20 protein-coding genes, 11 tRNA genes and 1 rRNA gene are annotated in these 25,539 nt (G+C 48.4%); 24 read left to right on the forward strand and 8 right to left on the reverse strand.

All coding sequences use genetic code 11. The annotated features are described in order from the left end of the window. The 22 genes from rrf to J2Z18_RS25405 form a co-directional block, all read left to right on the forward strand. Positions 1-104: ribosomal RNA gene (gene rrf, locus J2Z18_RS25300) — 5S ribosomal RNA — on the forward strand; the annotation flags it as partial. Positions 105-114: 10 nt separating this feature from the next. Further along, positions 115-190 (forward strand) — tRNA-Asn (locus J2Z18_RS25305). 3 nt (positions 191-193) lie between these two features. Beyond that, a tRNA-Thr gene (locus tag J2Z18_RS25310) sits at positions 194-269 on the forward strand. A gap of 38 nt (positions 270-307) precedes the next feature. Then, a tRNA-Glu gene (locus J2Z18_RS25315) sits at positions 308-382 on the forward strand. A 4-nt stretch (positions 383-386) separates the two neighbouring features. Beyond that, a tRNA-Val gene (locus tag J2Z18_RS25320) sits at positions 387-462 on the forward strand. Between the two features lie 47 nt (positions 463-509). Continuing rightward, positions 510-584 (forward strand) — tRNA-Gln (locus tag J2Z18_RS25325). A 69-nt stretch (positions 585-653) separates the two neighbouring features. Continuing rightward, positions 654-729 (forward strand) — tRNA-Lys (locus J2Z18_RS25330). Between the two features lie 14 nt (positions 730-743). After that, positions 744-827, forward strand: a tRNA-Leu gene (locus J2Z18_RS25335). A gap of 5 nt (positions 828-832) precedes the next feature. Further along, positions 833-907: transfer RNA gene (locus J2Z18_RS25340), tRNA-Gly, on the forward strand. 3 nt (positions 908-910) lie between these two features. After that, positions 911-987: transfer RNA gene (locus J2Z18_RS25345), tRNA-Arg, on the forward strand. 14 nt (positions 988-1,001) lie between these two features. Further along, positions 1,002-1,075, forward strand: a tRNA-Pro gene (locus tag J2Z18_RS25350). A 78-nt stretch (positions 1,076-1,153) separates the two neighbouring features. Continuing rightward, positions 1,154-1,227, forward strand: a tRNA-Gly gene (locus J2Z18_RS25355). 277 nt (positions 1,228-1,504) lie between these two features. After that, the gene (gene ppc / locus J2Z18_RS25360) at positions 1,505-4,291 is read left to right on the forward strand and encodes a phosphoenolpyruvate carboxylase (protein ID WP_210095554.1); all 2,787 of its coding nucleotides are present in this window, start codon (positions 1,505-1,507) and stop codon (positions 4,289-4,291) included. A 263-nt stretch (positions 4,292-4,554) separates the two neighbouring features. Next, complete coding sequence (gene sigW, locus J2Z18_RS25365) at positions 4,555-5,124, forward strand: RNA polymerase sigma factor SigW (protein ID WP_034274467.1); 570 nt, start codon at positions 4,555-4,557, stop codon at positions 5,122-5,124. Positions 5,125-5,387: 263 nt separating this feature from the next. Then, positions 5,388-6,002 carry a zf-HC2 domain-containing protein gene (locus J2Z18_RS25370; RefSeq protein ID WP_007133196.1) on the forward strand — a complete coding sequence of 205 codons (615 nt, stop codon included), beginning with the start codon at positions 5,388-5,390 and terminating at the stop codon, positions 6,000-6,002. 259 nt (positions 6,003-6,261) lie between these two features. Further along, complete coding sequence (gene cdaA / locus J2Z18_RS25375) at positions 6,262-7,089, forward strand: diadenylate cyclase CdaA (RefSeq protein ID WP_007133197.1); 828 nt, start codon at positions 6,262-6,264, stop codon at positions 7,087-7,089. Next, positions 7,082-8,545: a CdaR family protein gene (locus J2Z18_RS25380; protein WP_007133198.1), complete on the forward strand. Its 1,464-nt coding sequence runs from the start codon at positions 7,082-7,084 to the stop codon at positions 8,543-8,545. Before cdaA ends, J2Z18_RS25380 begins: the two co-directional genes overlap by 8 nt. Before the next feature lie 36 nt (positions 8,546-8,581). Next, positions 8,582-9,922: a phosphoglucosamine mutase gene (gene glmM, locus J2Z18_RS25385; protein WP_007133199.1), complete on the forward strand. Its 1,341-nt coding sequence runs from the start codon at positions 8,582-8,584 to the stop codon at positions 9,920-9,922. Positions 9,923-10,294: 372 nt separating this feature from the next. Beyond that, on the forward strand, positions 10,295-10,528 hold the full coding sequence (locus tag J2Z18_RS25390) for a hypothetical protein (RefSeq protein ID WP_138919369.1): 234 nt from the start codon (positions 10,295-10,297) through the stop codon (positions 10,526-10,528). A 126-nt stretch (positions 10,529-10,654) separates the two neighbouring features. Then, the gene (gene glmS, locus J2Z18_RS25395; RefSeq protein ID WP_007133201.1) at positions 10,655-12,487 is read left to right on the forward strand and encodes a glutamine--fructose-6-phosphate transaminase (isomerizing); all 1,833 of its coding nucleotides are present in this window, start codon (positions 10,655-10,657) and stop codon (positions 12,485-12,487) included. Positions 12,488-12,821: 334 nt separating this feature from the next. Further along, complete coding sequence (locus J2Z18_RS25400) at positions 12,822-13,379, forward strand: dihydrofolate reductase family protein (RefSeq protein WP_007133202.1); 558 nt, start codon at positions 12,822-12,824, stop codon at positions 13,377-13,379. A gap of 27 nt (positions 13,380-13,406) precedes the next feature. Beyond that, positions 13,407-14,207 (forward strand): alpha/beta fold hydrolase, encoded by an 801-nt coding sequence (locus tag J2Z18_RS25405; RefSeq protein WP_007133203.1) that lies wholly within the window; start codon positions 13,407-13,409, stop codon positions 14,205-14,207. Between the two features lie 371 nt (positions 14,208-14,578). On the opposite strand, the gene J2Z18_RS25410 is transcribed toward J2Z18_RS25405, so the two are convergent. From J2Z18_RS25410 to J2Z18_RS25420, 3 genes are read right to left on the reverse strand one after another with little or no spacing between them, the layout of a single operon-like run. Next, positions 14,579-14,971 carry a carboxymuconolactone decarboxylase family protein gene (locus J2Z18_RS25410; protein ID WP_007133204.1) on the reverse strand — a complete coding sequence of 131 codons (393 nt, stop codon included), beginning with the start codon at positions 14,969-14,971 and terminating at the stop codon, positions 14,579-14,581. A gap of 18 nt (positions 14,972-14,989) precedes the next feature. Then, on the reverse strand, positions 14,990-16,633 hold the full coding sequence (locus J2Z18_RS25415; protein WP_007133205.1) for a thiamine pyrophosphate-binding protein: 1,644 nt from the start codon (positions 16,631-16,633) through the stop codon (positions 14,990-14,992). 4 nt (positions 16,634-16,637) lie between these two features. After that, entirely contained in the window at positions 16,638-18,704 is a 2,067-nt protein-coding gene (locus J2Z18_RS25420) for a putative bifunctional diguanylate cyclase/phosphodiesterase (RefSeq protein WP_245256201.1), read from the reverse strand. A 420-nt stretch (positions 18,705-19,124) separates the two neighbouring features. On the opposite strand from J2Z18_RS25420, the gene J2Z18_RS25425 reads away from it, so the two are divergent. Then, positions 19,125-19,871: a hypothetical protein gene (locus tag J2Z18_RS25425; protein ID WP_007133207.1), complete on the forward strand. Its 747-nt coding sequence runs from the start codon at positions 19,125-19,127 to the stop codon at positions 19,869-19,871. A 170-nt stretch (positions 19,872-20,041) separates the two neighbouring features. On the opposite strand, the gene J2Z18_RS25430 is transcribed toward J2Z18_RS25425, so the two are convergent. From J2Z18_RS25430 to J2Z18_RS25450, 4 genes are all read right to left on the reverse strand, one after another. Beyond that, positions 20,042-20,851 carry a YfjC family protein gene (locus J2Z18_RS25430; protein ID WP_007133208.1) on the reverse strand — a complete coding sequence of 270 codons (810 nt, stop codon included), beginning with the start codon at positions 20,849-20,851 and terminating at the stop codon, positions 20,042-20,044. A gap of 24 nt (positions 20,852-20,875) precedes the next feature. Beyond that, positions 20,876-21,349 carry a DUF5381 family protein gene (locus tag J2Z18_RS25435; protein ID WP_007133209.1) on the reverse strand — a complete coding sequence of 158 codons (474 nt, stop codon included), beginning with the start codon at positions 21,347-21,349 and terminating at the stop codon, positions 20,876-20,878. 20 nt (positions 21,350-21,369) lie between these two features. Further along, positions 21,370-22,401, reverse strand: coding sequence for a WXG100 family type VII secretion target (locus J2Z18_RS25440; RefSeq protein WP_007133210.1), 1,032 nt, complete (start codon positions 22,399-22,401; stop codon positions 21,370-21,372). Positions 22,402-22,959: 558 nt separating this feature from the next. Beyond that, positions 22,960-23,646: an adenine nucleotide alpha hydrolase family protein gene (locus tag J2Z18_RS25450; RefSeq protein WP_007133211.1), complete on the reverse strand. Its 687-nt coding sequence runs from the start codon at positions 23,644-23,646 to the stop codon at positions 22,960-22,962. A gap of 400 nt (positions 23,647-24,046) precedes the next feature. On the opposite strand from J2Z18_RS25450, the gene J2Z18_RS25455 reads away from it, so the two are divergent. Then, positions 24,047-24,661, forward strand: a complete 615-nt coding sequence (locus J2Z18_RS25455) for a DUF421 domain-containing protein (protein WP_007133212.1) — start codon at positions 24,047-24,049, stop codon at positions 24,659-24,661. Positions 24,662-24,948: 287 nt separating this feature from the next. Here the strand turns inward: J2Z18_RS25455 and J2Z18_RS25460 are convergent, their stop codons facing one another. Next, positions 24,949-25,533 carry a TetR/AcrR family transcriptional regulator gene (locus J2Z18_RS25460; protein WP_007133213.1) on the reverse strand — a complete coding sequence of 195 codons (585 nt, stop codon included), beginning with the start codon at positions 25,531-25,533 and terminating at the stop codon, positions 24,949-24,951. Positions 25,534-25,539 lie beyond the last annotated feature (6 nt).

Here is a 25,539-nt window from a genome sequence, read left to right on the forward strand (position 1 = left end):
GCGGAAGGGTTCCACGCGTTCCCATACCGAACACGACCGTTAAGCCTTCCAGCGCCGATGGTACTTGGACCGAAGGGTCCCGGGAGAGTAGGACGCCGCCAAGCGAATACATATTCCCTGATAGCTCAGTTGGTAGAGCACTCGACTGTTAATCGAGTTGTCACAGGTTCGAGTCCTGTTCGGGGAGCCACCTGCTTCCATAGCTCAGTAGGTAGAGTGCATCCATGGTAAGGATGAGGTCACCGGTTCGATCCCGGTTGGAAGCTCCAGATCTTCTTTTAGCAACTTAGAAGCAGCTTAAACATGTGGCCCGTTGGTCAAGGGGTTAAGACACCTCCCTTTCACGGAGGTAACAGGGGTTCGAATCCCCTACGGGTCACCAACATGGAGGCTTAGCTCAGCTGGGAGAGCATCTGCCTTACAAGCAGAGGGTCGGGGGTTCGATCCCCTCAGCCTCCACCATTCATGTTTCAATCTGGAATTGGACATGCTAGTAACATGATAATTATTGGGGATTAGCCAAGCGGTAAGGCAACGGACTTTGACTCCGTCATGCATAGGTTCGAATCCTATATCCCCAGCCATTTTCACCTCAATTAAGGTGAAGAGCAGCTTTGAAGGTGAACCCGAAATCTCGGCGACGCCTTGAATGCGAGCCATTAGCTCAGTTGGTAGAGCACCTGACTTTTAATCAGGGTGTCGAAGGTTCGAGTCCTTCATGGCTCACCAGTGTTTTATCTTGTGCGCGTGTGGCGGAATTGGCAGACGCACTAGACTTAGGATCTAGCGTCTTTGACGTGGGGGTTCAAGTCCCTCCACGCGCACCATATTTGCGGACGTGGCTCAGCGGTAGAGCATCGCCTTGCCAAGGCGAGGGTCGCGGGTTCGATTCCCGTCGTCCGCTCCATTTGCGCCCTTAGCTCAGCTGGATAGAGCGTTTGACTACGAATCAAAAGGTCGGGAGTTCGAATCTCTCAGGGCGTGCCATTTTAAGTTCATATCGGGATGTAGCTCAGCTTGGTAGAGCACCTGGTTTGGGACCAGGGGGTCGCATGTTCGAATCGTGTCATCCCGATTTGCTTAAGAATTCGGTTCCCGCAAAAGTAATCGGCATATGTTTCAAAGCTTAGTCTTTACTTTTGTGGGTTGATATGCGGGTGTAGTTCAATGGTAGAACTCCAGCCTTCCAAGCTGGTAGCGTGGGTTCGATTCCCATCACCCGCTCCATAATATAGCAGGACATCACCATGTGTGATGTTTTTTTACATATCCGCACGATGTTTCTGCGAAGTGTTAATGTATTAAAGAGGAGACTTGCCAATGGCTTCAGGGCTTGTCGTATATGGGATGTTGGCGCTTTTCAAGGGAATGAATTTTGTCGATCTGGCTAATTTTTTCGGTTGAAAAGTGAAGATTTTCGCCCGCATTTATTGTATTATGTTAGGAAGGCGTTATGTTCTAGAGATAAACCGCGTAAAAAGGGCTTTGAGATGGGAGGAGTAGCATGACTGAACTTACAGTAACCGCAAAGAGTAATTCCAACAATCTGCTGCGGCGAGATGTACGGTTCCTTGGCAATATTCTTGGAGAAGTTCTTGTCCACCAAGGAGGCAACGAGCTTTTAGATATAGTTGAGAAAATTCGCGAAACGAGCAAATCGTTGCGATCCGTATTTCTTCCTGAATTGTTCGCAGATTTTAAGAGAATCATCAGCACGCTGGAACCGGACATCCGCCATCAAGTGATCCGCGCATTTGCGATTTACTTCCAATTGGTTAACATCGCCGAGCAGAATCACCGAATCCGCCGGAAACGCGATTATGAGCGCTCCGCTGGTGAAGGCGTTCAGCCGGGATCCATTGAAAGTGCGGTCCAGGATCTGAAAGAACGCAACATTCCTTTTGAAGAAGTTCAAGAAATTCTCGAAAATCTATCCCTTGAGCTGGTCATGACAGCTCACCCTACTGAAGCGATGCGCAGAGCCATTCTCGATATCCATAAACGGATCGCCGAGGATGTGATGCTGCTGGACAACCCAACATTAACATTCCGCGAAAGAGAACAGCTTCGGGAGAAGCTTCTGAATGAAGTGATTACACTGTGGCAAACCGATGAGCTTCGCGACCGTAAGCCGACCGTTCTGGATGAGGTCCGAAACGGAATGTATTATTTCCATGAGACGCTGTTTCACATTCTGCCAGAGGTTTATCAAGAACTGGAGCGTTGCCTGAATAAGTATTATCCGGGCCATCATTGGCATGTTCCGACGTATCTGCGTTTCGGATCGTGGATCGGTGGAGACCGGGACGGTAATCCTTCGGTGACGGCGGACGTGACCTGGAAAACCCTTGAGATGCAGCGTAAATTGGCAATCCGTGAATACCAGCGGATCCTGCGTGATTTCATGAAGTATCTCAGCTTCAGCTCGACCATTGTCAACGTATCCGACGAGTTGATTGCGTCCATTGAGAAGGACCGCCAAAACGTCACGCTGAAGAAGATGGAAATTTGGCACAATGAGAAAGAGCCGTATCGTATTAAGCTCGTTTATATGCTGGCCAAAATCAGTCATATTCTCGAAGACGAAATGACCGGCAGCGAGCGCTACGAGTCACCGGAAGAATTCATTGAGGATTTGAAGATCATTGACCGCAGCCTGCGCTTCCATTTTGCTGACTATGTCGCCGATACGTACATCCAGAAGCTGATTCGCCAGGTCGAGTTGTTTGGCTTCCATACCGCAACCCTGGATATCAGACAGCACAGCAAAGAGCATGAGAATGCGATGGCTGAGATTTTGCACAAAATGAACGTTACCAGTGATTACGTGCAATTAAGCGAAGATGAGAAGATTGCGCTGCTGAACGACCTGCTGAACGACCCGCGTCCGCTGACGACCCCTTATCAGGAGTACAGCGACAGTACGGAGGAATGCTTGGAAGTGTACCGTACCGTATTCCGTGCTCAGAAGGAATTTGGCGTGAAGTGCATTTCGAGCTATCTGATCAGTATGTCGGAGGGTGCAAGCGATATTCTGGAAGTGATGGTGTTTGCGAAAGAAGCCGGATTGTTCCGGAAGGATACGGACGGTACGGTAGTTGCCACCTTGCAGGCAGCACCGTTGTTCGAGACGATCGAGGACCTTCACGCTGCGCCTGAGATCATGCGTAAGCTCTTTAGCCTTCCGATCTACCGCGAAGCCGTAAGCGCAATGAATGACTTGCAGGAGATCATGCTCGGCTACTCTGACAGCAACAAGGATGGCGGAGCCATTACGGCCAACTGGGAGCTTCAAGTAGCGCTTAAGGAAATCACCGCGGTTGCCAACGAATTTGGCATCAAGGTGAAGTATTTCCATGGGCGGGGCGGATCCTTGGGACGCGGCGGCATGCCGCTGAACCGCAGTATTCTGGCACAGCCGGCGTCCACGATTGCCGGCGGCATCAAGATTACGGAGCAGGGCGAGGTCATCTCGTCGCGCTATTCCCTGAAAGGGATTGCTTATCGAAGCCTGGAGCAAGCCACCTCCGCGCTCATTACGGCATCGATCAATGCACGATATCCTGAAACCCAATCTGTCGATAAAGAATGGGAGGAAATCGCCTCCCGGATCTCGGAGGCAGCGCAGAAGAAGTATCAGGACCTGATCTTCGGCGACCCGGATTTCCTTAGCTTTTTCAAAGAATCGACGCCGCTTCCGGAAGTGGGCGAGCTGAATATCGGTTCCCGCCCATCGAAGCGCAAGAACAGCGACCGTTTCGAGGACCTGAGAGCCATTCCTTGGGTGTTTGCATGGACCCAGAGCCGTTACCTCCTCCCGGCATGGTATGCGGCTGGTACGGGCTTACAGAGCTTCTACCAAGGCAAGGAAGAGAATCTGAAGGTGCTCCAGAAGATGTACACGGACTATCCGTTCTTCACGTCGCTGATTGATACCCTTCAGATGGCACTTGCCAAGGCGGATCTTATCATCGCTAAGGAGTACTCCTTAATGACGAAGGACGATACGTCACGCGAGCGCATCTTTGGAATGATCCAGGAAGAGTTCAACCTGACGAAGGACCTCGTCCTCAAAATTACCGGACAGCAGGACATCCTGGATAATCAACCGGTCCTGCAGGAATCGATTCGACTCCGCAATCCTTACGTCGATCCGCTTAGCTACCTGCAGGTACAGTTGCTCAACGAGCTCCGCAGCTTAAGAGAGCAGGGGCAGGATGACGCGGAGCTGCTTCGCGAAGTGCTGCTCACGATTAACGGCATTGCCGCAGGGCTTCGGAATACGGGCTGATGCGGGCCCTGGCTGGGATCGATCGTTATAGCACAGCAAGACAAAGATCTCGATGAACAAGGCGAGGCTCACTCGAGCCTCGCCTTTTTTTATACCGGATGGATCGCTCCTTATTCATCTTGGGGAGAATGGGGCATGATAGACTTTGATCCATTCGAAATTTTCGGTTGGATTTCTAATAGTTGTTGATTTTTAGAAACAGTTGAATTACCATTTGAATGATGCTTTTAAAACGTTACCCATCAGACCATTCTGGGGGAGTTATGGTGGAAAATTTGGATGTAAGACTGGCAAAGCTAGCCCGCAAAGGCGATCAGCGAGCTTTTGCCGAAATTGTGGAACTGTACAAGGATAAGATCTTTCATTTAGCATACCGAATGCTAAGCAACCGCCATGAGGCGGAGGACGTCGTACAGGAGACGTTCTTGCGTGTCTATAAAAACCTGGATCGTTATGACGAAAACCAGAAATTCTCGACCTGGATCTACCGGATCGGGACGAATCTTGGTATAGACCGGCTGCGAAAACGCAAGCCTTCTTTCTCGCTGGATGCGGAACTGAACGACAGTGACGGTATGGACGGTTATTCCCTCATCCCGAGTGACAATCGCACACCGGAGAGTGAAACGCTTCTGTCGGAAACGCAGCGGATCATCCACCAGGCGATCGAGGGGCTTCCGGCCAAGTACAAAACGATCATGATCCTGAGATATATACAGGATTTATCGCTGCAAGAGATTAGCGAGATATTGGACTTGCCTGTAACAACGATCAAAACGCGAGTCCACCGTGGACGTGAGTTCCTTAGGAAAAAGCTGGAGCATAAATTGTAAGAAAAAGCCGGGCCACCGGAGGGTGGTTTTTTCTTGCTGACCTCAAGACGGCGCCTTAGTTGACGTTGTCGCTTATGATGCGGGCCAAGAATCGGTAAGGGCTGATTCCCACGATTCAGCGGACTCTGCAGACAAAATTGTTTTTTATCCGAAAATATTTGAAACATCCGTGACTCCTGCACGTATGAACAATAAGCAAGTCTTATGTCCCCGGTCGGGGAATGGACCCAGCAAAGAGATTGAACGAAAGGATTGGCTCACAAATGGATTGCAAATTAGCCGTCTCTTTGATGCATGATTATCTGGATAATGACTTGTCCGAGCCGAAGCAGCTTGAATTGCAGCAGCATTTGCAGGAATGCTCCGAGTGCCGAGTCAATTTCGAGAAGCTGGAGCATACCGATATGCTTCTATTTTCCTTAACTCATCATGCGACGAAGCCATCAGATGATCTAGCAGACCGCATTATGGGCATGCTGCCTAAGCCGAAGAAGCAGAAGGCATGGGTTACCTGGGTTAGGAATCATCCTGCGCTTACGGCGGCAGCCATGTTTGTCGTGGTCATGCTCTTTAGCACCATCAGCTTCTGGAACCAAGAGAACCAGCTGGTTGTGAAGAGTGATGAATTCGAGAAGCTGGTGATTGAAGGTGACACGGTCATCATTCCTGCCGATCAGGTCATTGCGGGAGATATAACCGTTGAGAATGGGAAGACTAAGGTCTATGGCCAAGTGAATGGCAATCTCACGGTCATTGACGGGGAGTTGTTCCAGGCCTCCACCGCTCATATAGCAGGTCAAGTTAAAGATATTGATAAGGCAATGGATTGGATATGGTACAAAATCTCCAATCTGTTCACAGATGTCGCTTACCGATAAGAATCGCCTGCACCTTACTGAATACAAGCGCCTCTTTTCAGTGAAAAGACGGCGCTTCTTTTATTACAAAAATCTGCAGAAAGCAGGTTATGGACGAGGCATTCGCTTGCATCGGAAAGATTAACGTTATAACCTAGAGAGTGTAGAGTACATACTACATATATAGTCTCAAGCGTTATGCATGAGGACGTTCAAAAAGTTCCCAGTGAGGGGCAGATTTTTTGAACCCGCACTTAATGGAATTGACGGGGGTTGCTGTATGGAGTATTTCACGGATATGACCTGGGGAGAAACCATCAAGGATATAATCGATATTCTTATCGTTACCTATATTATATATCAAATGATTCTGCTCGTTCGGGGCACAAGAGCTGTGCAGCTGTTGAAAGGAATCTTGGTACTGGTCGTTATTTGGGCGCTCAGCACCTGGTTCGATCTGTACACGCTCAAATGGCTGATGAATCAGATCTTCACGTTCGGGGTGCTGGCCATCTTTATTATTTTCCAGCCAGAGCTTAGACGTGGACTGGAGCAGCTTGGCCGCGGTAAGTTCTTCGGACGAACGGCGGACGCCGATGAAGAGACCCATAAATTAATTAGCGAAACCATTAAGGCCGTTAATTATTTGTCGAAGCGAAAAATCGGTGCCCTCATCGTATTTGAGCGGACAACCGGTCTCAATGAGTATGTCGAATCCGGCATTCCGATGCGATCGGTGATCAGCTCGGAATTGTTCATTAACATTTTCATACCGAACACGCCGCTTCATGATGGAGCGGTTATTATCCAGAACGGACAGATTGCCGCGGCGGGCTGTTACTTACCCTTATCGGAGAATCCTTTTATAAGCAAAGAGCTTGGTACCAGACACCGCGCAGCCATAGGAATCAGTGAAGTGGGGGATGCGATCTCGGTGGTCGTATCGGAGGAGACCGGTCAAGTATCGTTAGCATTGAATGGGCAAGTGGTTCGGGATATCAAGGAAGAATCCCTCATCTCCAAGCTGTATGAGGAGATGCGTCCTGCCGCATCCACGAAGGAGAAACGCACGTTCTTCTGGAAACGGAAGGAGGGCCGTAATGGATAAATGGATTAAGAACAATACAGTCAGCAAGCTGATTGCATTGGCTGTCAGCATCTTGTTGTGGGCGATGGTTCATATGGACAGCGGCTCGCCTCCTCCCCCGACAACCTTCTACGATACCCGTGTGATTGAAGGGGTCAAAATTCAAACCTACGGGTTCGATGATGGCGAATATGCTTTAACGGGTATCGACAAAGACCGCGTGACGCTGGAAGTGAGGGGCAAACGGTCCAACATCACCCTGTTTACGGATGAGTACAAAGTAAAGCTTGACCTTAGCAATGTGAAGGAGCCCGGTACCCATACCCTTCCTTTAACTGCTTCCGTGCCGAACGGAGTGGAGGTCGTATCGATGGATCCCAGCATGGTTACGGTGACCGTAGAGAAGCGGGTCTCCAAGTCGGTGACGGTAAGTATTGGCACGAAGGGCGAGCCAGCCAAAGATTACCGGGCCGGGACACCCGTGCTGATCGACCCACGCCAAGTCACGGTGACGCTGCCGGAATCCAGGATGGAGAAGCTCGGTCAGGTGAAGGGGAATATTGAGCTGGACGGAGCCAAGGAGAACATTACGGAGAAACGCGTCAAGCTGACGGCATATGATAAGGAAGGCGTTGTGATGGAGGATGCGGTCATCGAGCCGAGCAGCGTAGCGGCCGAAGTGCCGATTGAGCCTGCCTTTGTGACGGTGCCGCTGGAGCTGAAATATACGGGAAGATTGGCCGAAGGGCTTGTGCTTTCCAAGGTGGATCAAAAGGTCAAGGAAGTCAAGTTGTTCGGGAGCAAAGAGGCGCTTGCAGGAGCAGAGACCTATATCGAAGCGATTGTGGATTTGTCTGAAATTAACAAATCAGGAACAACAGTACTTACGGCCGACTTGACGCCGCCTGAAGGTTTTGAGAAAATCGAGCCGAGCTCTGTCGAAGTTGAGGTTACGGCCGTATCGCATGGCGAACGGGTCATTAGCGGAATCCCGATAACCTTAAAGGGAGTAGCTTCGGGCCTGGAAGCTGTTATCCTTGAGCCCGAGGAGAAGTCGATATCACTTACGCTTACCGGAGCGCCCGACCTGCTGAATAGTCTGACTCCCGAAGATATCGGGGCTCAGGCCAATCTAGCCGGGTTGAAGGCGGGTATGCATGAAATTCCGCTTCAAATTACGCTTCCGGATTTCATTAATCGAGCCGACAGGAATCGACTGGTTGTGAAGATCGAGCTGAAGGACAACTCTACGCCGGTTACAACCAACCCGGGAACCACGCCGAAGGATGACGGCAAGGATAAAGACCAGACCGATCCGCCGAGTACCGGAACAGGCAATGAGCAGGGGAATCAAAGCGTAGCGCCGCCCGTAAATTCGGGAACGGATGCCAGCGGAAACGAAGAGGAACCGGCCCATCCACCGGCAGATGGAAGTGCTGACGATGGGGATACGGGTACAGAAACACCGAATGAGTGAAACATAAAGAAATGTAGATAAAGGGGAAGAGAACACATGGGGAAATATTTTGGAACAGATGGGGTAAGAGGGATTGCCAATCAAGAGCTGACTGCCGAAATGGCTTACAGCATCGGCCGCTGCGGCGGCTATGTACTAACGGGGGATAAGGAGAAGCCGACTGTCGTGATTGGCATGGATACGCGCGTATCCGGAGCTATGCTGGAATCTGCATTGGTGGCAGGACTACTGTCGATCGGTGCGCATGTTATTCGTCTAGGGGTTGTTAGCACCCCTGCGGTAGCGTACATTACAAGATTGTTGAAAGCCGATGCCGGCGTTATGATCTCGGCCTCGCACAATCCGGTTGAAGATAACGGAATTAAGTTCTTTGGCGGAGACGGCTTCAAGCTGTCCGATGAAACGGAGCTCAAGATTGAAGAGCTCATGGATGCGGAGAAGGACGAGCTTCCGCGTCCGATCGGAGCCGAACTGGGCGAGCTTCGCGTAGATAATGAATCGAAATTTAAATACTTGGAGTATTTGAAGACAACTATCAGCAACCGTTTCGACGGCCTGAAAATCGTGCTGGACTGCGCGAACGGCGCAGCTTACGAGCTCGCTCCGAAGCTGTTCCGCGAGCTTGGTGCGGAGATTATTACGATCGGCGCTGAGCCTAACGGTCTAAACATCAATGATGGCTGCGGATCGACACATCCGGAGAAGCTGGTTGAAGCCGTCCTTGCCCACGGCGCGGATCTGGGACTTGCTTTTGACGGAGATGCGGATCGTCTGATCGCCATTGACGGGAAAGGCGAGGAGGTTGATGGCGACTTCATCCTGTGCATCTGCGGAGATGCAATGAATCGTGCTGGCAAGCTGAAAGCAGGAACGATTGTGTCCACGGTCATGAGCAACATCGGCTTCTACAAAGCTTGCGACAGCTTGAAGCTGAAAACGGCCAAGACGGCCGTTGGCGACCGCTACGTGATGGAAGAGATGCGTCGCGGCGGATTTAACCTCGGCGGCGAGCAGTCCGGTCATGTTATTTTCCTGGACTATAACACAACCGGTGACGGAATTCTGACAGGCATTCAGCTGGTGGACACCATCGTAGCTTCCGGCAAACCGCTGCATGAACTGAAGAACAGCATGCGCAAGTATCCTCAAGTGCTTGTTAACGTGCGTGTTGGCGATAAAACGAAGTATCAAGGAAATAAGGCAATCGAGTCTGCGATTTCCGAGGTAGAGCAGATTTTGGGAGATAACGGCCGGGTACTGGTTCGCCCTTCCGGGACGGAATCCCTCATTCGGGTTATGGCCGAAGGTCCGGATAAAGACGAGCTGGATCGCTATGTAACCCAGATTGCCGATGTCGTGAAGCGGGAATTAGCCTAAGGCTAAAGTTGGATTTTTCAAGGGTGGAACACCAGTTTATGTAAGGGCCAGTGAACTAGAACAGCTGATAACTGGCCCGCATATTCCTGGTATGATGCAGCGCATGAAAGCGGAAGCAAGCCTTGCTATGACTGCATATGCTGCAGGTATAGGCTCCGCATTCCTGATGCATGGATTCAAGTAGTCTGGAAGGCCGATTCTTGGTGGAGCTCGAAAGAGAAGGCTAGCCACTAAAGTTGCCAAACCCTATTCGGGTGAATATAATATAGAATGTCATTCAAGAATGGAAAGAGAGGGTTGTGAGGTAGACCATAAGCTTCATAAGCGCCAGAGCTTGAAAAATGCGCGGGGAAATCGTTATGACGAATCGATGTGATAACGAAACGGCACAATCAAGCTGACGAGGTGGAGGTGTTCGGATTGTTCGGCGGGGACCTCCCGGGATTGCACCAGAACCGTAAGCTGAACGCGGAAAAGGAATGGGCGACCGTTCTTACAACGCATCAGCAGGTGCTCATCGTATTTCATAAAAACATGAATGTGCGAATCAAGTGTGCGTACAGCGCGGTGGAAGAAGAGTGCATTCATGATTGTTCAATAGCTTAAGAGAATGCTATCGTTGAACATTGATAATTGAATAGATCATTCTTCTTTCGTAATGCCGCTCAGCAGGTGCGCATTCTTCTTTTCGCATAACCATTACTTTTGGAAACCGAACGGAGGAATCATACAATGTGTGGTATTGTCGGATATATTGGAAATCAGAAGACGCAAACGGTGTTGCTGGAAGGACTCAAAAAGCTCGAGTATCGCGGATATGACTCTGCAGGAATCGCAGTGTTTACCAATGAAGGGCTTCGCATAGCCAAGGCACAGGGACGTCTGGCCAATCTTGAGGAACGGCTGGAAACAGCGCCGCTGGTTGGTACGGCCGGGATCGGTCATACCCGCTGGGCTACGCATGGCCGTCCATCGGATGTCAACTCCCATCCGCATACGGACGAGAGCCAGAAGTTCTCGGTCGTACACAACGGGATCGTTGAGAACTACCTGGAGCTGAAGGAAGAGCTGATCCAGCAAGGGCATCACTTTGTGTCCGAGACCGATACGGAAGTGATCTCGCATCTCATCGCCCGTGAATATGACGGAGATATCGTGAAGGCGGTGCAGAAGGCGATCAAGTATATGAGAGGGGCTTTTGCTCTTGGCGTACTAACGGAGTACGAACCGGATAAGCTGGTTGCCGTTCGTCAAGCCAGCCCGCTCATTATCGGCCTTGGTGAAGGCGAGAACTTTATCGGTTCTGATATTCCGGCGATTTTGAAATATACGCGGAACGTATATATTTTGAATGACGGCGAGATGGCGCTGCTCACTGCAGATGCTGTCGAATTGATGACGATCGAAGGGAATTTTATTTCTCGGGAAATGATTCGTGTCGATTGGGATGCCGTCACGGCGGAAAAAGGCGGGTTCGATCACTTTATGCTGAAGGAGATCCACGAGCAGCCGAAGGCCTATCGGGATACGATGCTGGGCCGCGTGGATGAGAGCGGACGGAAAGTCGTCCTCCCTGAGCTGAAGCTGACGAACGAGCAGATCGCGAATATTCGCAATGTCCAAATCATTGCCTGCGGAACGGCTTACCATGCCGGTCTTGTCGGACGCAGCGTGATCGAGGGAATGGTACGTATACCTGTCGAGAACGACGTGGCTTCCGAATATCGTTACCGTTCGCCGATTGTCACGCCTGAGACGCTGGTCATCGTTGTGAGCCAGTCCGGCGAGACGGCAGATACGCTGGCAGCCCTTCGTGAAGCGAAGAGCCACGGCGCCCATGTTCTGGCGATTACGAACGTGGTCGGCAGCTCGATCGCCCGTGAAGCCGACGACGTGCTTGGTACGTTGGCAGGACCTGAAATCGCGGTTGCTTCGACAAAAGCCTACACCTCCCAGCTGATCGCATTCTATCTGCTTGGTCTGTATCTGGCTCAGGTACGCGGCACGATGACGGAGGACGCTGTTGCCGAAGTGATTGCTGCGATGGAAGCTCTGCCGGAGCAGGTGGAAGCGATGCTGGCGAATGCCGAATCGATCAAAGCCTATGCCGAGCAGATCGCCAAGCATGAGCACCTGTTCTTTATCGGCCGCGGCCAAGATTATGCGGTAGCCCAGGAAGGCTCCCTGAAGCTGAAGGAGATCTCCTACATCCATTCCGAGGCCTACGCTGCCGGTGAGCTGAAGCACGGCACGCTCGCTTTAATTGAGGAAGGGATTCCGGTGATTGCTCTTGCAACCCAGGAAGCGGTGCTGGAGAAAACTGTAAGCAACATTAAGGAAGTGAAGGCGCGGGGTGCGGAAGTCATGGCCATTACCTACGAGGAGCATGTGGCTGACCTGCTGAAGTCGGTCGACCAAGCCTTCGCGATTCCAAAGACGCTGCCGGTGCTGACTGCCGCCTTGTCCGTGATCCCGCTGCAGCTGCTTGCTTACTATGCTTCCCTCGCTCGAGGCAATGACGTGGATAAGCCGCGGAACCTGGCGAAGAGCGTGACGGTAGAGTAAGCGTGGGCTTTGCTCGTAATTGTGTGAATGTATTAAATATTCTTTGTAACTGAATAATAAAGCTTGTAACCAATAAAAGAAGTATGCATATGGAAACCATGGATTGTAACTTCTAAACCAAAAGAGCTCAGATTAGTCTGAGCTCTTTTGTTGTTTAATCAAGAAAATCAGAGGGTTTAATATAAAAAAGGCTAACAGCATTCTAGGAATCTTGTTGTACCTTTAGGTTCCCTAGATTAAAACTGGAACATAATAGCAATTGATAAGAAATGCTCGAACCGGGAAAATGATATATTTGTTTCGTAAATCATGAAAGCAAGGAGTGATTGAAGGAATGGGTGACGTGATTTTAACAATGCAGCTTTCGCTGGACGGCGTCGTATCGGATGAAAATCAGTGGATGACATTGAGCGAAGAGATCTTTGAGGATTACTTGGATTATTACAATACTGTCGATACGATTATCGTAGGCAGAAATTCGTACGCTTCGTTAGCCCAGCATTGGCAGCAGGCGGAGCATTCTTCCAATGCGCTGGAACGGGCCATCGCCATTCGCATGAACGAGATCTCCAAAGTGGTCATTTCCAGCTCCAAAGTCGATTTGGTCTGGAGAAACTCGCAGCAGATTGGGAGTGGCAATACTTCGCTCGCTCGCGAGCTGGAAGCACTGAAAAGCCGGGTCAATCGAATTTCCGTCGAAAGCGGAGTAAAGACATGGCAATCTTTCATCCACAGCGGACTTTACGACGAACTGTGGCTGCTCGTTCATCCCGTCATCGCTTCCCGCGGCGAGCGCTTGTTCGCTTTGGCCAACAAGCAGCAGTCCCTCCGGTTGATCCGCTCCAAAACATACAAGAACGGCGTCGTCGGCTTGCATTACCAGCGAAAATAATTTAAGAAAAAAGAGGGGCGAGAACTGATGAACAACGTTATATCCAAAGATGGAACGGCCATCGCCTATGACCAATACGGCAACGGTCCGGCTGTGATCCTGGTAACTGGCGCTCTAGGGTATCGCAAGTTCCCTTCGCAAGAGCAACTGGCAGATTTGCTGGCGAACCATTATACCGTGATCAATTACGACCGACGTGGGCGGGGAGACAGTGACGACACACCGCCCTATGCGGTGGAGCGCGAGATTGAAGATATCGATGCACTAATAGAATCCGTGGGCGGGAGCGCCTATTTGTATGGTGTATCGTCCGGAGCAATTCTCGCCCTGGAGGCCGCTGATCAGTTGTCTGAAAAAATCCCAAAGCTGGCGCTGTATGAACCGCCCCTCATCCTTGACGCAAGCCGTCCGCCTCTTCCCCTGGATTACGTCGAGCAGTTGGACGAGGCTATCTTGTCCCGACAACGCGACAAAGCTTTGGAAATTTTCATGACACAGGCGCTGCTTATTCCGGAAGAATACTTGGCTCCGCAGAAGGAAAGTCCGATATGGAGAGATTTTCTGGCTGTTGCGCATACGCTCGCATATGATGGAAGGATCGCACATGATGTGATGATCGGCAAGCCGCTGCCAACCAGCAAATGGGCTCGAGTAACGTCCTCCACAGTGGTAATTTCCGGCGCAAACAGCGAGCCTTTCTTCCATGAAGCTGCGAAAACATTGGCCCATCATCTCGTAAAGGCGAAGGATCGAGTGCTTGCGGGACAAGATCACAATGTCGATCCTGCGGCTCTCGTTCCTTTACTGGTCGAATTTTTCAACAGTTAAGGATACTTGGGCAAGGGATAAACCAGAGCTTTTATCTCCAAAGATTTAACCAGTTCAATTAAGAGACAAGGTTAGAGAGACTTAATAAAACACAGAAGAAGTGAAGTGTCTGAAAGTTAATTATTCTTTCTAAACTGAATAATATGATAAGCAACACAAGAGCCCCTCAAGTTATTTAACAGAGGGGCTCTTGTTATTGCAGAAATCAAGGACACTTGGGTAGGCCAAGCATTATGTAAAGTCAAAATAGCCGTGAATGATTGAGCCTGGCCAAACCACGGTGACGCATCCATCCTCGACTAAGTCAAAATCCTTCTCAGGCTTACTCTCGTTGAATCGAGTTGGCCGAAATAAAGTAGGGCAGCAGGGGGTTATCGTTCTTCGTATTGAATTCCCCGTTCGTTAAACACTTTCATGACCACAAACATGGCATCCAGCGCTTTGGGAAAGCCTGCGTAAGATACGCAGTGCATGACGGCCTCTACAATCTCATTTGGCGTAAGCCCGGCATTCAAGGCTGCTTCGATATGAAAATCGAGCTGAGCCGCTGCGCCTGAGGCAAGCATAGCCGCTATGGTAAGCAGGCTCCTTTGTTTTAGATCCAGGCCTGGACGGGAATACAGCGAGCCATAAGGGAACTCGACAATCAGCCTGGCCATATCCGGTGAGAATTTTTCCATCTGTTTGACCGTTGCGTTCAGTCGTTCTTCACTTACCATCTGTTGCAAAACTTCGATTCCTTTATTATAGCGATTCGACTCCATAAACGTCCTCCGTAAGCTTTAATCTAGACTAAGCAATCGGGTAAGAATCGGCGGGATTTCTTGCGGATCCACCATGACCTCGATTACCGTAGCCGTATGGGACTGCAAGGCTGACTGAACCGCCCTCGTAATGTCGGCTTCATTTTCGCAGCGGAATGCCATGGCGCCCATGGATTGGGCAAATAAGCTCACATCCAGCGGTCGTTCATAGACAGCGCCTACCGAACGCCCGGTGTTATAAGACATTCCCTTTTCCACCATATCTAAACGGCAGTTATTCAGTACAAAGAAAATAACCGGAATTCCATGGTTCACGGCTGTCGATATCTCGGTGCCGTGCATCATGATGCAGCCGTCGCCGGTCACGCAGACGACAGGGCGATCGGGCATGGCAATTTTCGCTCCGATCGAATAGCCGATCGCTGCCCCCATAGCGATGAACACTTCATCGAAATAGAATGTCCCGGGCTCGATGATCTCGAAGTTTTGTACGGCATGAAAGGAGTGACTCCCTGCATCCCCGAAGAGAACTGCCTCTTTCGGGAGCACGGATCGCAAGCTTCGGAACGCCGTTCCCGCTGACAACACGGATTCCGCTTGGGAGGTCGCTGCTGCCGCTTGTGCCCGGGCAATCAGCATCTCATGCTCTTTGGACGATGCCCCGCTTTGCGAGATGAGTTGAGTCAGGTTAGAGCGGATATCGCCAAGAATCAGTTGCGTCGGCGCCTGAATGGTTTTACCTGCGAACTTAAGGTCATACTCAAATTGCAAAACCTTTTCCGGCTCCATATCGGGCGTAAATCCGGACAAGGACATATCGCACAATTTGCTGCCTACGACGATCATCAGGTCAATGCCGGATCTCATATAATCGGTTGCATGCTTGGAACCGCCGAGACCATACCCGCCTAGGTATAAGGGGTGGCTGGTAGGAAATGCTCCTTTCGCACCCGGCGTGGTCATTACAGGAATCCCCCAATGCTCGGCCATGATCCGCAATGGTTCATAGGCATCCGCCATGACGGCGCCTTTGCCCAGAAAGAGGACGGGCTTCTTAGCCTCGCCCAGCATCGATATCGCCTTATCGATATCGGGGGATACAACTGGTGAAATGTGGTCTGGCAAAGGCAGGTAGAAGCTCTCGACTTCCTCCATCAGCACATCAAATGGGATACAAAGATGAACAGGGCCTTTTTCACCCGTGTAGGCTTTTTCCAGGGCATGTTTAAGGTACAAGTAAAGAAGGTCCCCACGTTCGATGCGGGCACTGAACAAGGTAACGGGCTCGAACATCTTAACCAAATCGGCCCCAAACTGGCTTGAATCCTGACTTAAAGCGCGCCCAGTCTCCCGCATCGATGGCTGTCCGGTGATGAACAATACCGGTAACTGGAACTCTTTGGCCTGCCCGGCGGCTGTGATCAGATTCGTTCCTCCCGGGCCGGAAGTACCAATCGCGATCCCCATTGTTTTTTTCGCCAGTGCATAGCCTGACGCCTCAAACCCAGAGCCAGCTTCGTGACGACCCAGCACATATTGAATACCATGGCTTTCAAGCTCCAGCATCAGCGGAGAAATGGACTTTCCGGGAATTCCGAATACGTGAGAAATCCCCCAATTTTTAAAATGCTCGACTAATAGGGTATACACTCTCTTTTTCATCCTATCACCCCTGCAAATTGGTTTTTATTGTCGCCGTTTTGTTCAACAACCGCTCGATTTGTTCTGCGGGTAAAGGTGGGTAATAATAAAACCCTTGCACTTCATGGCAGCTTTGACTACGCAGGAAATCCAACTGATCCTTGGTTTCTACGCCTTCTGCGATAACATCGATGCCAAGCTTATGAGCCATCGCTATGATCGTAGCCACAATGTCCGCGTCATTCGAATCCGTCATAATATTCCTGACAAAGGATTGATCAATCTTCAGCCGGTCAATCGAAAACAATTTTAAGTAGTAAAGATTGCTATAACCCGTCCCAAAGTCGTCGATGCAAATTTGTATGCCTAGTTCCTTCAGTTTCCCGAGTACCTCGATCGCAACATCGACATTCATCGTCATCGACTCGGTAATCTCGAGCTCCAGGTATTGGGGATCGATGTGGGTTTCGAGTAAAATCTCTTTGATGGTGTCTACCAAATTATATCTTGAGAATTGGCGAGAAGAGAGATTGACCGATACGCTCATAGGAGGGAACCCCTTATCCTTCCATATTTGATTCTGAAGGCACGCGGTTTTGAGCACCCATTCCCCAAGGGGGACAATGAGTCCTGTTTCCTCGGCGATCGGGATGAACTTAGTTGGAGGGACCAAGCCGAGAGTCGGATGATTCCAACGAACGAGCGCCTCGGTACCGATGATGTTCCCAGTCAGAATATCGATTTGGGGCTGGTAATATACCACGAATTCATCTAGGTCTAACGCTTTACGGATTGAATGCTCCAAGGTAAGTCTTTCAATACCGCTGCTGTTTGGCACAGGTTTGAAAATGTTATAATTGTTCTTCCCGTCGTCTTTCATCCGGTAAAGAGCAATGTCGGCATTCTTCATGAGCACCTCGACATTCGTGCCGTCTTGAGGATAGAAGACAACACCGATACTGGCCGTTATATAGAATTCATAGCCGTCTACCGCAAATGGTTTCTCAAATGCTTTTATAATCTCTTCGGCAACATGAATGGCTTCCGTATGATCCGTAATCTCTTGCAGGAGGATCGTGAATTCATCCCCGCCCATTCTGGAAACCAGTTGATTCGGAGCATGACAGCAAGTTTTCAGACGTTCGGCAACCAGCTTCAACAGCACATCACCGTTGTTATGACCCAGCGTGTCATTAATCTTCTTGAAGCTGTCCAGGTCGAGAAACATGACGGCGAAGATACTGTTTTCGTTCACCCCATGCTTCAGGAGCTCATCAATATGCCTGGTGAAGAATCTTCGATTCGGCAAACCGGTTAAATCGTCATGATAGGCTAAATAATTGATTTGCTTTTGCGTATGATAACGCTCCGTGATATCCCGAAACTGTGCAAATGCGCCCATGACCTGCATATTCTCATCACGAATAGGGAAGGCGTCAAACAGGCAGACCAGCTCATCTTGGCCCGTCCGAGGGTGCAGCATGAATTCCATATTTTCGTATTCTTTTCCCGTTTGAAGGACCTCTTTAATGAACTCATTTGTTTTGGCATCCGGAATAGGTTTATTAGTAACATCCTGCTTCTTGGAACCCGTTAAAATTTCAGCAAACTTGTTAAACTCGGTTATGTTCCCATCCCGATCCGTAATGATGATGCCGTTTCTTGTTGTTTCGATAACCACCTGGTTCAATATGTGCAATCGTCTATTTTGCTTTTTCAGCAGGAGCTCTCTTTCGATTGAATCTACGACCGTACTCAGCATCGCCAGCAAAAATGGGTTATGCTGATCGATCGTCGTCATAATCGTAATGGTTCCAAGCAGGTTGGAGATATCTGTATATTGGAAGGGGACGGAATAACACGCGGAGGACCACAAAAACTCATAATAATGCTCGTCCCCGACAAGCTGAATGGGCTGACGATGATCCAAAACCAAATTAATGCTGTTAGTTCCGGCTTCTTGCTCGTTGAACACGAGGCCAATCTGTATGCCCGATTGCTGAACCACACTCTTGATCGCTTCATCCCCGGCCATTTCCAGAATACAGCCATTCTCATCGGAAATCAGGATCAGCAGTGGAATCCCTTTCATGAGCTCCAACATCTTATGTACAAAAAAATTGATTACCGACAATATTTCTTCGTATTCGGCCCGTTTTAGATTCAAATCGCCTTCTGATAAAAAGGTCGAAAAAGAGGGAACCCCCCGTGGATCAATACCTAGCTTCTCACATCTCTTTTTAGACTCCGAGATCAAGGATACTTTCGTCAAAGCAATCCCCATCCCCCTTCGCTCCATGAAAATGCAGTAAAATATACTTAGATCATGAGCAATCCTGTTATATATCACATTAGACGACACTTAAAGTTTTTTGTCAAATTATTTCTGTTAGATTTTGGGTGAAGAAAGTAAATAAATAAAGAGGCGGGGCATTTTGATGATCAATCGAAAATCATTCCGTTGTTATAATAGATTATGAGTTCATATTTTTATGAAAGAAGGCAAGGGGATATGAGGAAATTATTAAGAAAAGTATGCATGGTCGTAATGGGAATATCCATATTAAGCTTATTAGGATGCAGCGAGTTAAATAAAAAAACTGCCAAAATCATCGAGGAAAGGTTATCCGAAAAATACAATGAATCCTTTGAAGTAAAATACATAGGGGAACGATGGGGGACGAAAAGCAATAATACAGTAACTACATATGTTAAAGCATTAGATTCAGACATCATGTTTACTGCCGTAATGGATACCTCGGAAAACATCGTTGAAAATTATCCGGAGATGCGGTTAATGCATAAATTTGCCTCCGTTTTTAATAAGGCGATTGAAAATCAAGGGCTAGATGCATCTTCGTGGGTCAATATCCATCCGAAACAACCTATTGAAGTAACGAAAGATATGACGATTGAAGACTATCTTGAAAAATCGAAAGCAGAGTATATCCATGTTGAAATTGTCATGAGACATGATGAAAGTATTACAGCAGAGAAATTAAAAACGATTGTTCAGCAATCCTATGATCAGTTTAACGGCCCTTCGATTTCCGCAACGTATTGGATATTTAATGATGATGAATATATAAAGGTGAATGAATTTTTAGAGAAAGTAGCAAATATAGATCCTTCTTCTTTAGAAAGTTATAAATATGATCGTACAGTTTTCGTTGAATTAACGGAAAATGGTTTCGTAGATTCGGATGAAGATATTAATAAAAGGCTGGAAGGAGGGGGGGACTATAATAGCCTTCATTGATTACGAAAAAATGACCGATATCGCTAATCAATAAAAAAGGATGCAGCGCTTACTAGGGAAACGCTGCATCCTTTTATTTGGGGACAACGGAGACTTAAGACTTGGTCAGGTTTTAAGATGCTCCCGCATAGAAGACCGTTTAGATGAGCGGTACTAGATCTACCGCTTGACTAAGCCAAAGCACCAGCAAAAGCGCCGAGCGTCTTTTTGCATGCCGAGAAGGATTGCAGCTCAATGCAAATCCGTGGCACCGCATTTCTGTCCGCTTCCTGGTTACGTATAATCCAGACCCCTTCATTAGAAGGAAGTATAAACAAAATATCCTCGATTGCCGTCTGATTTCCGCTGCCAATTCTTATGGTGCTTAGATTGTCCATGGTACGGGCATTTTTTTGAAAATCCTGCTGCCATTTTGCAATCAGCTGCTGCTGGCCGGATGAAAGCTCGTCATTGAGAGGAGAGGCAGGGGATTCACCTGAAGTCAGCCGATTCCACAATTCTTCCGTGATCACAGCCTTGGATTCGGATAAAGTCAGCCCTTCGGCTTTCGAAGGCTTCACTCCATAGAAATGTGCTAGCTCTTCTTCCCAATCCGCCGGCTCTGTCCAGGTAAGAAAATGAAGTGTATGATTGTCAGACAAGTGGTACAAATACCGCTGCTGCAGTTCATGGATCGTGAGTACTTTGCTGGCATTCCGATCGGTAATCCCTCTTAGCATATAATTGCTGTGCAGCAAATGCTGAATCATTTGCGTAATTTCGGAAGTGAAACGAACCTCTCCATTCTCCTCATCCATCGATTCTATAAAACCTTTGGACATCAAGCTATGTGTAGCTGCCTGAAATAGAAGCTCCCATTTGTCTTCAGACAGATCTCCATAGTATGCCTTCATAAGTCCTGCAGCCATTTCCTCCCCTTGATGAACGGCCAAGGCGTATCCCAGCTCTTCTAATGAAAATACAAAGGTATGCTCGCTCATGTAAGCAAATCCTCCAGTACAGATCTATTTCGTTTCCTTTCCGTTACGGCTGATCAGCCCCCGCAGGCGCTTCATGACAGACTGAATTTCGGAATCGGTCAACAAATAATACGTATTCACAGTCCAGGTCTCCCTGTTCTTCAAATGAAAAATCAGCACGGGCAATTTCGGAAGCAGCCACTTTCGAATGGAAGGGCCGCTGTAGCTGATGCTTGTAATCTCCGCCCAGGATACGGTCCGCGTACCGTCCGAAATGGAATGTTGATCGTAGGTGAGCAGCTTCGTGTCTGATTTCAGCGCCTTGGGTAAGCTGACAACCAAATATCCTCCAAAGAACGGAATCCCGATTATAGCTGATGTGATACAAAAAAACTTGCGAATAAAGGAAGTATCCATAAAAAAAGCCGCGTACAGCAGAAACAGGCAGGCCAGCACAAACAGTAAACTGCCAAGGGATTTCCCCCATGCTACGGATTTCCGATAAGTTATTGCGTTCATGATTTAGCGCCTTCCTGAAATTATTTGAACAGTCCGCTAATCCAGCGAACTCCCTTTTCGACCACTTTAGCCGCGCCATCACCGACAAAGGCTCCAACCGTACCGCCTACATAGGAACCGATAGCCGCACCGACCGGACCGCCAATCATTGCACCGACGGCTCCGCCTGCTACAGCGCCGCCATAGGTCGCGGCTGTTTTTACAACAACGTTGGATGCGGCTACAGCTACTTCTTCCCCGTTGAGTTTGCCTTCACGATACTTGCTGACAAGACCGGAAGCCTCGCCGATCACATTAAAGGTTGCGTTAATCGGGAATATCTTTTTGGCGATCATCCCAGGGATTTTCTTGGTCTCGATCCCGTACCTGCCTTTTTCGACACCGGCTATAACCTGTCTGGTCCATTGAGGAAAGTTCTTGGCTTGACTGAAGCCTAGCCCAAAATTGAGACCGAATTTGCTAGCGACTCTATCAAAGCCTTTGATGCCCTTCATAATGAAGCCCGGGTTCACGATCTGGCGATTGATGCCTCTTGCTAGGTTCTTCAAGAACGTATTGTTGCCTTTGCCTTTAACCCATGGCGCATTATGAATTTTAGCTCGGGACGGATTTCGGGGATCTACCCTGAACCGTACCGTATTAGTTAAGACTAAGGAAGCGCCGACAGAGCTGTAAAGGAGAGTTCCCCACTTCTCCAAATTATCTCTCACTTGCAGCGTGTTGTTTAATACGTCCTGGGTTTGATCAATCGGATCGGCGGCCGTCCTTGCCTGTAACGAAGTTTGAGTGGAGTCGGCCTCCGTAAAGCGGTTGACTATGGTATGTAATTCCGTGCTGACCGAGCCCACCGCTGCCGTGAAGCTATCCATTTGTTGGCGGGCCAGTTGGAAGTTTTGATAGAATTGTTGCCTTGTCGTACCTTCCCAACCGCTTTCAAGGATTTGGATCTGCTGGGTAAGGTGGCTGCAAATTTGCACCCCGATTTCCCGAGCCTGTGCAAATTGTCGGGATATCTCCATAAGTCTTTCCGGAGGAACTAATATTTTGCTCACGGCACTCACCTCAACAATGTACAGATTAATGTAATTATTGTAGTAAAGGTCATCCGTCTACACAAAAGGAACAAGTAACAGAATAGTAAAAAAATCGCTAGGTCCTTGGAACCATTTCCCTTTTCGCGGATTATTTATAAGCCAAGCGACAAACAGCCTTATCTTGAGCCAGCGCATAAGCGAGCGTTAATGGACCCAGTCGCCCCGCAGACATCGTGACACTTACAATGACGATATATCCGAGTCCGCAATAACAAAAAGCAAGACAATCGTTATGTTGACGACAGGATCGCCGACAAAGGAAGAGAGACTGTCCGACCAAAAGGAACCGGCGTTGTTGAAGGCAGAGACGGAATGGAAAAGTCCATAATAGAGTGCTTGTACCCAGCCGATCTCATGCCATCGAATGGCGAGGAGAATCGTTCCGAGCGTTTCAAAGGCAAATGAGATCAGCACCTTATACAGGGATAGTTTGACCAGTCCCTGTGACGATGTAGAGTGTGTCGTTTGATGAACATTTCGATTTTGCTGGGAGCGGATCGTTGGGTTGTTGCTTTACTATCCGTAATCCTTCTCATGGCCAAGGGGGGGTGATGCTTGACTTAGGAAAAACGAGGTGTCTACGACTTTCCCTTGACTTACCTTTAAATACTTGAATTCCCGATCGGTTTGTATACGCAACAAACCGGTTTCGAAATCCGTATTCAGTTCCTTGAAGAACAGCCCCTCCGCGACAACGTCGCCTTCGTCTTCACCTTTACGGATCAAATATAGTCCATCTTTGCTGACAACCGCAACCGGAATTCCACGCTCGTGAGTCTCCACGATGTGTTGATCCATTCGCTGCACAGCCACGATGTGCAGATCCGTCTCGCCGATTCGATTGAGCAGCTCATTGACGAATGAACCTTGTGTGATTTCCTGCCACCGTGTTTGGCCGGATTGTCCGATGATCAGCTGCGTTATCTGATAATGCTTGGCGGTCTCGGCGATGATGTCCGAAGCTTTATGACGATTATCATTAGGCTTGGTGATGAACGAAGCTCCATATTCATCACAGATGGTTTGCCAAAGGGCCATAAACTTTTCTTGCTCCAGATCGAGTTCATCCACAGCCGAGGGAATGACGCTCATCACATAGAGGGGACATTGCAGTAGTCTGGCGAGCTCGCCTCCTCTCCGAATCAGCCGTTCGCCGTTCGGCCCGTAGTAAACACACACCATAATTTTTTCATGATGTATCATGAATGCATCTGCTCCTTTCTGATCAAGCGGCTTGAGTCTTCTGAACCCAAGGAAAAAAGCCCGGTAGCAGAGACAATCTGCTTCCAGGCTTTGGACTGTGTTCCGAATAAACAAGTCAAAGTTGCACGGGCGTTATCTCTTGAGACGCTGACGAGGTTAGCTGTCGGATTCGGGTCTGAGAGTCCTCGAAGTGTCATATGAGATTATTGAAACGATGCAGCTTAATCTATACTTAGGTATTCTACGCGGATGGGCAACGAAAGGTTTCTTGCGAATTTTTCTTTTAAGGGAGATGCCTTTTGGAGAGCGGTATATAGGATTTGGAGGGAAGGCATGCATAAGATGGTTACTCGTTGTCCAAAACATAAGGGAACCATTGAACGATTGAGGAGACAAGCGTATGAATGAGCTATGGAATGAGATATGGAAATCCCTTGTTTTAATTATTTTTGGGATGCTGGTGCTCCGAATATCCGGCCGAAAATCGATCTCCCAAATGACCGTACCCACAACCATTACGATGATTTCGATCGGAACGATCATCGTACAACCGATCGCCGAAGAAAATTTAGTTCTGACCTTTGCAGCGGCCCTGGTCTTTATTCTGGTTCTCATCCTGGTCGAATTTATGCAAGTGCGTTGGAGCCGTTTTGAGAGGTGGATAAAGGGACCCGCCATTATCGTGATACAGGATGGTCAGCTTGAATTGCAGAATATGAAGAAGCTGAGGTTAACCGTGGATGCGCTTGAGATGAAATTGCGGCAGCAAGGGATATCCAAACGAAGTGATGTGAAGACCGCAACGATCGAGCCCAACGGACTGCTTGGTTATGAACTGCAGGATTCCGCAAAGCCGGTAACCTTGTCACAGTTGGAGGATTTGCTCTCCCAATACTTTACCGGAGCAGGTACAGGACATCCGGCTGTTGAGCCGAAGCCCTCTGATCCGGAGGTTAATTTGTTTAGTGAAATCAAGATAGGAGACGAGCACGTAAATAAAAAGCGGCTTCAATAAAAGTCATTCCCTACTTGATATGCTCCCCTTACGGTAGACAGGTAAATAATAGCCTGTTTTCGAGAGGGGAGCATTTTGTCCAGAATAGAACAAAGTGCTTCAGAGAAATATGCCATTATTCAAGAAATCAGCTTGAGGAATATTGGGGTTAAAGCTCGTTTGACCGCTTTCGTTTGCCAAGAGGAGAAGAAGCAGGAGGGCCGCAAGAATGGCTTAAGCTTAAGCCTAATGCGGCTCTACTGATTCATTTTGTAAAAACCCATAATAAATAGAGAGGAAGAGCACAATTATTCCAATATTCCTTTCCAGAATACTTTCCATGTTGATTCTAATCTTCTCTCATATTCTTCATAAGAACAATTCATCAAATAGAACAACATTCCATCTAAGAGGCAAATGAATGATGTTGCAATGGTCTCTCTATCAATGAATTTATGATCTTCTGATTTAGCATCTAGAATAGTGTAAATTAATTTTCTGATTTCACTTTCAACCATACTATTATTTTGAAAGATGTGCTCTTTGAATTTTTCAGGCGGGAAAACACCGTACCTTTTAAGAAAAATCCCTCTGTCATTCATATAATAGTACTTATTTAACTTTTCTAGCAAATTATATAACTGATCCTTAATGGAAAGTGACTCCATAGTAGATGCTTGATGTTCAATGAATTTTACATAGTCATCTATAACGAAATCCACTATTTTTTCAAAGAGCTCATCTTTACTTGAAAAATAAGCATAAATGGAAGGGGTCTTAATGTTTACACAAGAAGCTATATCCTTAAGAGAAGTTTCCTCATACCCTTTCGAGGAAAACAACCTTAATCCGTGTTCTAGAATGCTTTGTTTAGTTTCTTCTCCCTTTTTCAATTTCTC

The organism is Paenibacillus lactis (genome assembly GCF_017873605.1).
Taxonomy (GTDB): Bacteria; Bacillota; Bacilli; order Paenibacillales; family Paenibacillaceae; genus Paenibacillus_AQ; species Paenibacillus_AQ lactis.

Bases quoted from the DNA above. Each gene is read 5' to 3' on its own strand.
- ppc (WP_210095554.1), top strand. From the start codon at position 1,505: ATGACTGAACTTACAGTAACCGCAAAGAGTAATTCCAACAATCTGCTG.
- sigW (WP_034274467.1), top strand. From the start codon at position 4,555: ATGGTGGAAAATTTGGATGTAAGACTGGCAAAGCTAGCCCGCAAAGGC.
- J2Z18_RS25370 (WP_007133196.1), top strand. From the start codon at position 5,388: ATGGATTGCAAATTAGCCGTCTCTTTGATGCATGATTATCTGGATAAT.
- cdaA (WP_007133197.1), top strand. From the start codon at position 6,262: ATGGAGTATTTCACGGATATGACCTGGGGAGAAACCATCAAGGATATA.
- J2Z18_RS25380 (WP_007133198.1), top strand. From the start codon at position 7,082: ATGGATAAATGGATTAAGAACAATACAGTCAGCAAGCTGATTGCATTG.
- glmM (WP_007133199.1), top strand. From the start codon at position 8,582: ATGGGGAAATATTTTGGAACAGATGGGGTAAGAGGGATTGCCAATCAA.
- glmS (WP_007133201.1), top strand. From the start codon at position 10,655: ATGTGTGGTATTGTCGGATATATTGGAAATCAGAAGACGCAAACGGTG.
- J2Z18_RS25400 (WP_007133202.1), top strand. From the start codon at position 12,822: ATGGGTGACGTGATTTTAACAATGCAGCTTTCGCTGGACGGCGTCGTA.
- J2Z18_RS25405 (WP_007133203.1), top strand. From the start codon at position 13,407: ATGAACAACGTTATATCCAAAGATGGAACGGCCATCGCCTATGACCAA.
- J2Z18_RS25410 (WP_007133204.1), bottom strand. From the start codon at position 14,971: ATGGAGTCGAATCGCTATAATAAAGGAATCGAAGTTTTGCAACAGATG.
- J2Z18_RS25415 (WP_007133205.1), bottom strand. From the start codon at position 16,633: ATGAAAAAGAGAGTGTATACCCTATTAGTCGAGCATTTTAAAAATTGG.
- J2Z18_RS25420 (WP_245256201.1), bottom strand. From the start codon at position 18,704: ATGAAAGGGATTCCACTGCTGATCCTGATTTCCGATGAGAATGGCTGT.
- J2Z18_RS25425 (WP_007133207.1), top strand. From the start codon at position 19,125: ATGAGGAAATTATTAAGAAAAGTATGCATGGTCGTAATGGGAATATCC.
- J2Z18_RS25430 (WP_007133208.1), bottom strand. From the start codon at position 20,851: ATGAGCGAGCATACCTTTGTATTTTCATTAGAAGAGCTGGGATACGCC.
- J2Z18_RS25435 (WP_007133209.1), bottom strand. From the start codon at position 21,349: ATGAACGCAATAACTTATCGGAAATCCGTAGCATGGGGGAAATCCCTT.
- J2Z18_RS25450 (WP_007133211.1), bottom strand. From the start codon at position 23,646: ATGATACATCATGAAAAAATTATGGTGTGTGTTTACTACGGGCCGAAC.
- J2Z18_RS25455 (WP_007133212.1), top strand. From the start codon at position 24,047: ATGAATGAGCTATGGAATGAGATATGGAAATCCCTTGTTTTAATTATT.